This is a genomic window from uncultured Campylobacter sp., from assembly GCF_937997405.1.
Classification (GTDB): Bacteria; Campylobacterota; Campylobacteria; order Campylobacterales; family Campylobacteraceae; genus Campylobacter_B.
In genome coordinates, this window is the sequence record NZ_CALKTL010000032.1 from 1 (window position 1) to 6,845 (window position 6,845).

Annotated in this window: 8 protein-coding genes; 7 read left to right on the forward strand and 1 reads right to left on the reverse strand. The window is 47.1% G+C overall.

Annotation, left to right across the window (positions count from 1 at the left end):
- The 6 genes from Q0372_RS01640 to Q0372_RS01665 form a co-directional block, all read left to right on the forward strand.
- Positions 1-1,057, forward strand: a 1,057-nt coding sequence (locus tag Q0372_RS01640) for an FAD-dependent oxidoreductase (RefSeq protein WP_298101738.1), incomplete at its 5' end; no start/stop codon positions are given.
- Between the two features lie 63 nt (positions 1,058-1,120).
- Entirely contained in the window at positions 1,121-1,882 is a 762-nt protein-coding gene (locus tag Q0372_RS01645) for a hypothetical protein (protein ID WP_298101741.1), read from the forward strand.
- 326 nt (positions 1,883-2,208) lie between these two features.
- The gene (locus tag Q0372_RS01650) at positions 2,209-3,762 is read left to right on the forward strand and encodes an ATP-binding cassette domain-containing protein (RefSeq protein ID WP_298101744.1); all 1,554 of its coding nucleotides are present in this window, start codon (positions 2,209-2,211) and stop codon (positions 3,760-3,762) included.
- A gap of 279 nt (positions 3,763-4,041) precedes the next feature.
- Complete coding sequence (locus tag Q0372_RS01655; protein ID WP_298101746.1) at positions 4,042-4,362, forward strand: c-type cytochrome; 321 nt, start codon at positions 4,042-4,044, stop codon at positions 4,360-4,362.
- A 101-nt stretch (positions 4,363-4,463) separates the two neighbouring features.
- Positions 4,464-5,336: a riboflavin synthase gene (locus tag Q0372_RS01660; RefSeq protein ID WP_298101749.1), complete on the forward strand. Its 873-nt coding sequence runs from the start codon at positions 4,464-4,466 to the stop codon at positions 5,334-5,336.
- Positions 5,337-5,346: 10 nt separating this feature from the next.
- Positions 5,347-6,075, forward strand: a complete 729-nt coding sequence (locus tag Q0372_RS01665; RefSeq protein WP_298101751.1) for a polyphenol oxidase family protein — start codon at positions 5,347-5,349, stop codon at positions 6,073-6,075.
- Here the strand turns inward: Q0372_RS01665 and Q0372_RS01670 are convergent.
- Complete coding sequence (locus Q0372_RS01670) at positions 6,072-6,341, reverse strand: helix-turn-helix transcriptional regulator (RefSeq protein WP_298101753.1); 270 nt, start codon at positions 6,339-6,341, stop codon at positions 6,072-6,074. The two genes, Q0372_RS01665 and Q0372_RS01670, sit on opposite strands and share 4 nt — an antisense overlap.
- Positions 6,342-6,442: 101 nt before the next feature.
- On the opposite strand from Q0372_RS01670, the gene Q0372_RS01675 reads away from it, so the two are divergent.
- Positions 6,443-6,845, forward strand: a 403-nt coding sequence (locus tag Q0372_RS01675) for a hypothetical protein (protein WP_298101755.1), incomplete at its 3' end; no start/stop codon positions are given.

Here is a 6,845-nt window from a genome sequence, read left to right on the forward strand (position 1 = left end):
CATCTATCTCTCACTGACCGACCTCGGTGGGCTTCGAGGGCGTCAGCGCGATCGCCACCACGTCTTTGTCGAGCCGCAGACGCGCGAGGCTACGGAGTATTACGTAAACGGGCTTTCTACGAGCCTTCCTTACGACGTGCAGATTGCATTTTTGCGCACGATCAGAGGCTTTGAAAATGCTAAAATCGTCCGCCCGGGCTATGCAATCGAGTACGATTTTATCGATCCTACCGAGCTTAAACATAACCTCGAAACCAAAAAGATCCGCGGGCTGTTTTTGGCAGGCCAGATCAACGGCACCACCGGCTACGAGGAGGCCGCGGCGCAGGGGCTGATGGCGGGCATCAACGCCGTGCTTGATTTGCGCGGGCGGCAGCCTCTGATCTTGCGCAGGGATGAGGCATATATCGGCGTTTTGATCGACGATCTGGTTACCAAGGGCACGAATGAGCCCTACCGAATGTTTACTTCGCGCGCGGAATTTCGTCTGCTGCTGCGTGAGGGCAATGCCGTGCTACGCTTAAGCGAATACGGCCGCGAAATCGGGCTTTTAGACGAGGCAAGCTACGAGCGGGCGCGCAGGCTTAAGCTCGATGTGGAAAGCGGAATGGAATTTTTGCTAAAAACGCAGATCACCCCTTCGAAACAGACGCTTAGCCTGCTGCAAAGTATCGGCGCAGAGCCAATTTCGCAAAGCTGTAGCTTGCAAAAAATCGTAGCCAAAAGCGGCTTTTCAAAGGCGGGCCTGCTTGCTCTGGCGCCGCATTTTGAGGGCTTTAGCGATGAGGTTTTGGATGAAATTTTAACGCAGTGCAAGTATCATTTCTACATCGCGATGCAGCGCGCCGAGGTCGAGAGGATGAAGGGGCTGCTGGGCGTCGCAATCCCGCCGCAGATCGATTTTAGCAAGATCGGAGGGCTTAGCAACGAGATCGTGCAGAAGCTAAATCGCTTCGCGCCACCGACGCTTTTTGCCGCGAGCGAGATCAGCGGCGTAACGCCCGCCGCGATCGATATTTTGCACATTTACATAAAGCAAAATTTTGGCTTGAAGTAACCTGTACGTCTGGCGTGAGAAAGCCGTAGTAGATTTGACTACGCAAATAAAATAGGAATGAGCATGCAAGATGAGTTAAATTTAAGCCTGAAAAAATTTGCGAGAGACTATGACAAAGAGCCGCTAGTCATCAAAGATGAAACTAACCAAGTCATAAAAATTTCAATTATTTTGATGCTTGCGTTAATGGTTTTCGGAATTTTAAGAAACGTATTTTTTGGCGGCAACTCCGATATATTTAAAATTTCATTATACTTTTTGCTCGTCATAAGCAGGAGAAAATTCGATATGAATTTCTATAGAAACGCTTATGTCTATTTTTACAACGATAAAATCGTCAAGATAATTGACGGCGAAATTTTTGCGGAAATTACGCCGCGTCAAATACGAAAGCTTCACAAAACAGTATCCTATGCGCTTCCGATACATTACGGGCTAGATAGCGTCGGCGGTAAAACAGGCGTAATATTTCTTGTCGTTATCATGGCGGCGATGTTTGTAGTGCTGCCCGTAGCGACATCTATTTTTATAATTTTAGCGACGATCTGCATGGTGCTTTTGCCCCAGATCATTTTTCACTTCGGAGGTGGCGTCGATAGCGTTTTTGATATGATATTTTTACAGGGCAAAAACGGTTTGTTTTGTAATTTTATGATCAGCAATCCAAGCGATTACGCCGAGTTGCGTAGATATTTCAAAGCTGTTTGCAACAAAAATTTAGACCTAGCCGAAAAGAAAATCACGGCGCTATTTGAAGTGAGTAAATTGGAGATAAATTTATTAGCTAAATTTATCACGGAGCGCAACAAAAAGGGCGATACTTAGAGTTAAATTTGGATTTTAGCAGAGCCGGCAAAGTTTATAAAATTTAAAAATATAGTTAAAATTTTGCGCTTTGCCGCTTTAGGTTTTTAAATTTGATTCAAAATTTTACGATCCGTCAAATTTGATCCTATCTGCTAATTTCTGCCAGAGGCGTAAACACAAATAGGGCTTATCGCTCCTGGCGCGCCAAAAGCGGATAAATTTACGGCGGAATTTTACGCAGCCCGAGTAAAATTTTATTTGCGAAATGAGAACGGATTTAAAATTTAACCGTTTTTTCAAGCGAATTTTGCCACAATTGCGCTCAAATTTTGTTGGGGCTAAAGATGAAAAAATATACCAAACAAATCCTCGCGATGCTCGCGCTAAACGCGATCTACAGCGGCTCGGGGATCTTGATTTTAAGCTTTATCAATAAATATCTACTTGACGGCGCCGAAAGAGGCGGCAGGATCATCGCGCTATTTTTCGCGCTCTTGGCGATATTTCTGCTGCTTTCGGTGCTAAGCCGCATCATGCTTTGCAAGATGGAAAACGACTTCGTGTTCGATCTGCGCACCAAGATCATCAAGCAGATCATCGATACGAAGTTCGAGTGCATCGAGGCTGCGTCGAAGGCGAACCTGCTTGCCTCCCTTTCCAGCGATATTTCGCGCCTGACCGAGGGCTTTATGCGCATCTCAGAGCTCATTCAAGGCGCGATGATCGTGCTGTTTTGCGGCATCTACGTGCTGTATATCGCGCCTATGATGTTTGCGTTTTTATTCGTCTGGATCGGCGCGCTGATGGTATTCAACCGCTTTTTGATGAAAAAGGTCATGCAAAATTACGATCTATACCGCCAAAACGAGGACGTTTTGTATAAAAACTACGCCGCGGCGATCGAGGGGCATAAGGAGCTGTCGCTAAGCCTAGCCAAAGCAAAGAGCCTATACGAAAACGACTTTTTGCCAAACGCGCAAAATTTACGCCAAAGCTCGCTTCGAGCCGAGGTTTACGGCGCGTTTGCGAGTAATTTTATGAACGTGATGATGCTAGGCGCCGTAGGCTTTGTGCTTTATTTTGGGCTCAGCGGCGGCAAAGCGGAGCTTGCAAACGCCGTAACGATCGCGCTTACGGTGCTTTTTTTGCGCGCGCCTTTGATGATGCTCATATTCTCGCTTCCTAGCGTGTTGCGCGCAAAGATCGCCTACGCAAAGATCAAAGAGTTAAATTTAGACCCGTTCGTGCAGGGCTTTGAGCTTGCGCAAATGCAGCCGTGGCGCAGATTGGAGCTTAAAGACGTGAGCTTTTCGTATCCCGGCGGGAAATTCGGCATCAAGGGGGTAAACTTGCAGCTAAATGCAGGCGAGACGGTGTTTTTAATCGGCGAAAACGGCAGCGGAAAATCGACGCTTTTTATGATTTTAGCGGGCCTTTATACGCCACAAGCGGGCGAAATTTTAGCCGACGGCGCGACCCTTAAACCCTCTGGTCTGCGCGCTTATAGCAACAATATAAGCGCAGTTTTCAGCGATTTTTACCTCTTCGACTACGCTACGGGCGATGCGGACATCGTGCGCGAGTGGCTAGCGCTTACGCACCTACAGGATAAGGTTGAGCTAAAAGGGGCTAAATTTAGCACCACGAACCTATCTAGCGGGCAGCGCAAGCGCCTAGCGCTCGTAAGCGTGCTGATGGACGGGCGAAAATTTTTGATGCTTGACGAGTTTGCGGCCGATCTCGATCCGCAGTTTCGCACGGAGTTTTACGAGCGGATTTTGCCGGAGCTGAAATCGCGCGGATACACGATCTTTGCGATCTCTCACGATGATAAATACTTCGGCGCCGCAGATAAAATTTATAAGATGCAAAGAGGCGAAATTTCGCGCATAAAGTAAAGCGGCGAAATTTTAAAATTCTGCGCAAAATTTCGCGATGGAATTTGACATCTAGATGAAATTTCGCCGTAGAATTTCGCCGCGAAATTTTACGATTGAAATTTAAGGGGCAAGGCGAAATTCGCTTAAAATTTTACAGCATAAATTCCGCTTTGAGCCTCTACGCTAAAGTTTGCAGTAGATAGAATTTCGCCTCTTTAGCGCAAATTGCAAAAATTTAGCCGAAATTTACTAAATTTTGATTATACTGCACCCACAATTTAAAAAGAAAGGATAGGAATGAAAAAAGTTCTTATTGCATGTGCTGCGGTTGCGGCGTTTAGTTCGGCAGCGTTTGCCGCAGACGGCGCTACATTGTATAAAAAATGCGTGGCCTGTCACGGAGCCAATGCCGAGAAGCCTTATCTTGGCGGCAAAGTACCTGCGCTAAACACCCTAAGCAAGGAAGATATCATCGCTAGCCTAAAAGGTTACAAAGACGGCAGCTTGGGCGAGGGCAAGGGAAAATTCGGCATGATGGGCGTTATGAAGGGTCAAGCAGCTTCGCTTAACGACGAATCGATCGAAGCGCTAGCCGATTTCATAGTTTCTAAAAAATAATTTCAAACTTCATTCGGCGGGCTTTGCGCTCGCCGAACTTCGCTTAATTTAAAATTTCAAAATTCTACGCTAATATCACGTAAAAAATCCAAAGGCTCATAATGTTTAACGGACTGATCAGAGAGATCGCGCAGGTTGCGAGCTTTAGCGGCGATTCGTTGCGACTGCGCGCGAGATACCGCCCAGCGCTCGGCGATAGCGTCGCAGTAAACGGCGCGTGCCTGAGCGTGACGCGGCTTTTTGCGGACGGATTTGCGGTTCAGCTTTCGAGCGAGACGGCGCGCGTCATCGCCGTGCAAAACCTGCGCGGACCTGTGCATATCGAGCCAGCGATGCGGATTGGAGATCGCATAGACGGGCATTTGATCCAAGGACATGTCGATGCCGTGGGCGAAATTTATAAAATTTCAAAGCTTGCAAGCGGCGTCGATTTTTTTATCCGCGCGCCGCTGCATATAGCGCCGCTGCTAGCGCCGAAAGGCTCAGTAGCGATCGACGGCGTGAGTCTAACGATCAACGAAGTACTTGGGGGCGGCGGCACGCACGGGCGAAATTTTAACAGCCAAGGTCTTGACGGCGGAAATTTTATTCGCAAAGAGCTGCGCGACGCAAATTTTAACGGCGTAGGCTTAAATTTTAATGGCGCAAGCTTGCGCGGGCTAAATTCTAGCGGCTCAAATTCCGTTCGCGATCCAAACTCCTTGGATGCAAATTTAACAAGCGAAGCGCAAAGTTGCGCCATTCGCCTTACGATCATCCCGCTCACGCTTAAAGATACGCTCTTTGGATCCTACAAAATCGGGCGCCGCGTAAATATCGAAACCGATCTGCTCGCGCGATACGTCGCGGCACAGCTGGGCTTTGCCGGCGGACAGCCCGTCCGCGGTACGAATACGGCGCGCGATACGAGCGCCGAGGGCGAAAAAGAGGGGCTTTCGTGGGACGCGGTAGATAAAATTTTGAGCCTGTATTAAGCGGCGTGCGATGGACAAAATCGAAATTTGTAGAGAAAATCTTGAGTTTGTATTGGACGGACGCCGCGTGCTGGCGGGCTTTAGCACGCGACTTGGCGGCGTAAGCGGCGGAGCCTACGCAAGTCTAAATTTAGGAGATCACGTAGGCGACGATCCGCAAAACGTTGTGCAAAACCGCGAAATTTTAGCCGCCGCGCTCTGTATCGCGCCGCGAAATTTAAAATTTATGCGCCAGATCCACTCAAACAAAGTTGAAATTTTACGCGCAGGTAGCGATGAAATCCCGCCCTGCGACGGGCTTGTGACCGATCTGCGCGGTGTGGCGCTGTGCGTGCTGGTAGCGGACTGTTCGCCCGTTTTGATCACGGACGAGCGACGCGGCGTGGTTGCTGTGGTGCATGCGGGGCGCGCTGGAGTGAGCCAGCGGATCTGCACCAATGCGATAAATTTAATGAACGAGCGCTTTGGCTGCGTCGCTGCGGAGCTGAAGGTATTCGTGGGCGCGAATATCAAGGTGCGAAACTACGAACTCGGCGGGCTTGAACTGGGCGAGTTTGAGCGCTACAAAACGCAGGGGCATTTCGATCTAAACGCCGCGCTGCGCGACGAGCTCGCAGCTGTGGGGGTGCGAAACGTTAAATTTGATCCGCGCTGCACTTTTGAGAGCGAGCGGCATTTTTCATACCGCAGAGACGGCGTCACGGGGCGTTTCTGCGGCTTTGTGATGAATAAAATTTAATCGGCTTGTGGCTGTGGATCAAAAGCAAAAAATTCTGAAATATCTACTTCCAAAACATCTGCTATTTTTATCAAATGCTCGATATTGCAATGTTTTTTGTTGATATGAAGTTCAGCCATTGAGATCGTTCCTACGGCTTTGTGTCCAATAGCGAGGGCGAGTGAAAGCTGCGAAATACCTTTTGCCGTTCTGATGCGCTTGACATTATCGCCGATAGCCTTGTAAATAGCGTCCATCTTCTCATCGGTTATCGTGCAATCCTTCAAATACGCCTACCTATAATTAAACTAACCATAAGTATATTTGGATTATAATCCGCTATCAACTAACTATAGTTAGTAGTCTATAATTTTAATAGAAGTTATAAATGGAAGAAGTTAATTACATAACTATTTTGGATGGTTTCTTGGAACGGTCTAGGAATGAGCTTTTGACGTCAAATAATATTGATCAAGATGCTGTATTTAGCATAATAAACGCTGAAATACAGAGAATTTATTCAATAGATAGTGAAGTATATCAAGATTTTTCATATAATATTTTGCCTCATTTTTATATAGTTGAAAACCCATATAGAAACGGTATATTCCAAGATATTAAGAGAAGAGTATCTATAAATCATAATATTAATAATAATTTTTCTAAAGCATTTATAACGCTTTTACTTGCATATATGGCTGTTGAAGCTGACGGTAATATAAAGTCATCATTTGCCAAGTTTATGAAGGAAGAAGAAATCGAAGGATTAAAGAAAGCTCTTGATGCCAAGC

What these genes read in the sequence shown, in the direction of transcription:
- Q0372_RS01645 (WP_298101741.1), top strand. Translation starts at nt 1,121, where the DNA reads ATGCAAGATGAGTTAAATTTAAGCCTGAAAAAATTTGCGAGAGACTAT.
- Q0372_RS01660 (WP_298101749.1), top strand. Translation starts at nt 4,464, where the DNA reads ATGTTTAACGGACTGATCAGAGAGATCGCGCAGGTTGCGAGCTTTAGC.
- Q0372_RS01655 (WP_298101746.1), top strand. Translation starts at nt 4,042, where the DNA reads ATGAAAAAAGTTCTTATTGCATGTGCTGCGGTTGCGGCGTTTAGTTCG.
- Q0372_RS01665 (WP_298101751.1), top strand. Translation starts at nt 5,347, where the DNA reads ATGGACAAAATCGAAATTTGTAGAGAAAATCTTGAGTTTGTATTGGAC.
- Q0372_RS01650 (WP_298101744.1), top strand. Translation starts at nt 2,209, where the DNA reads ATGAAAAAATATACCAAACAAATCCTCGCGATGCTCGCGCTAAACGCG.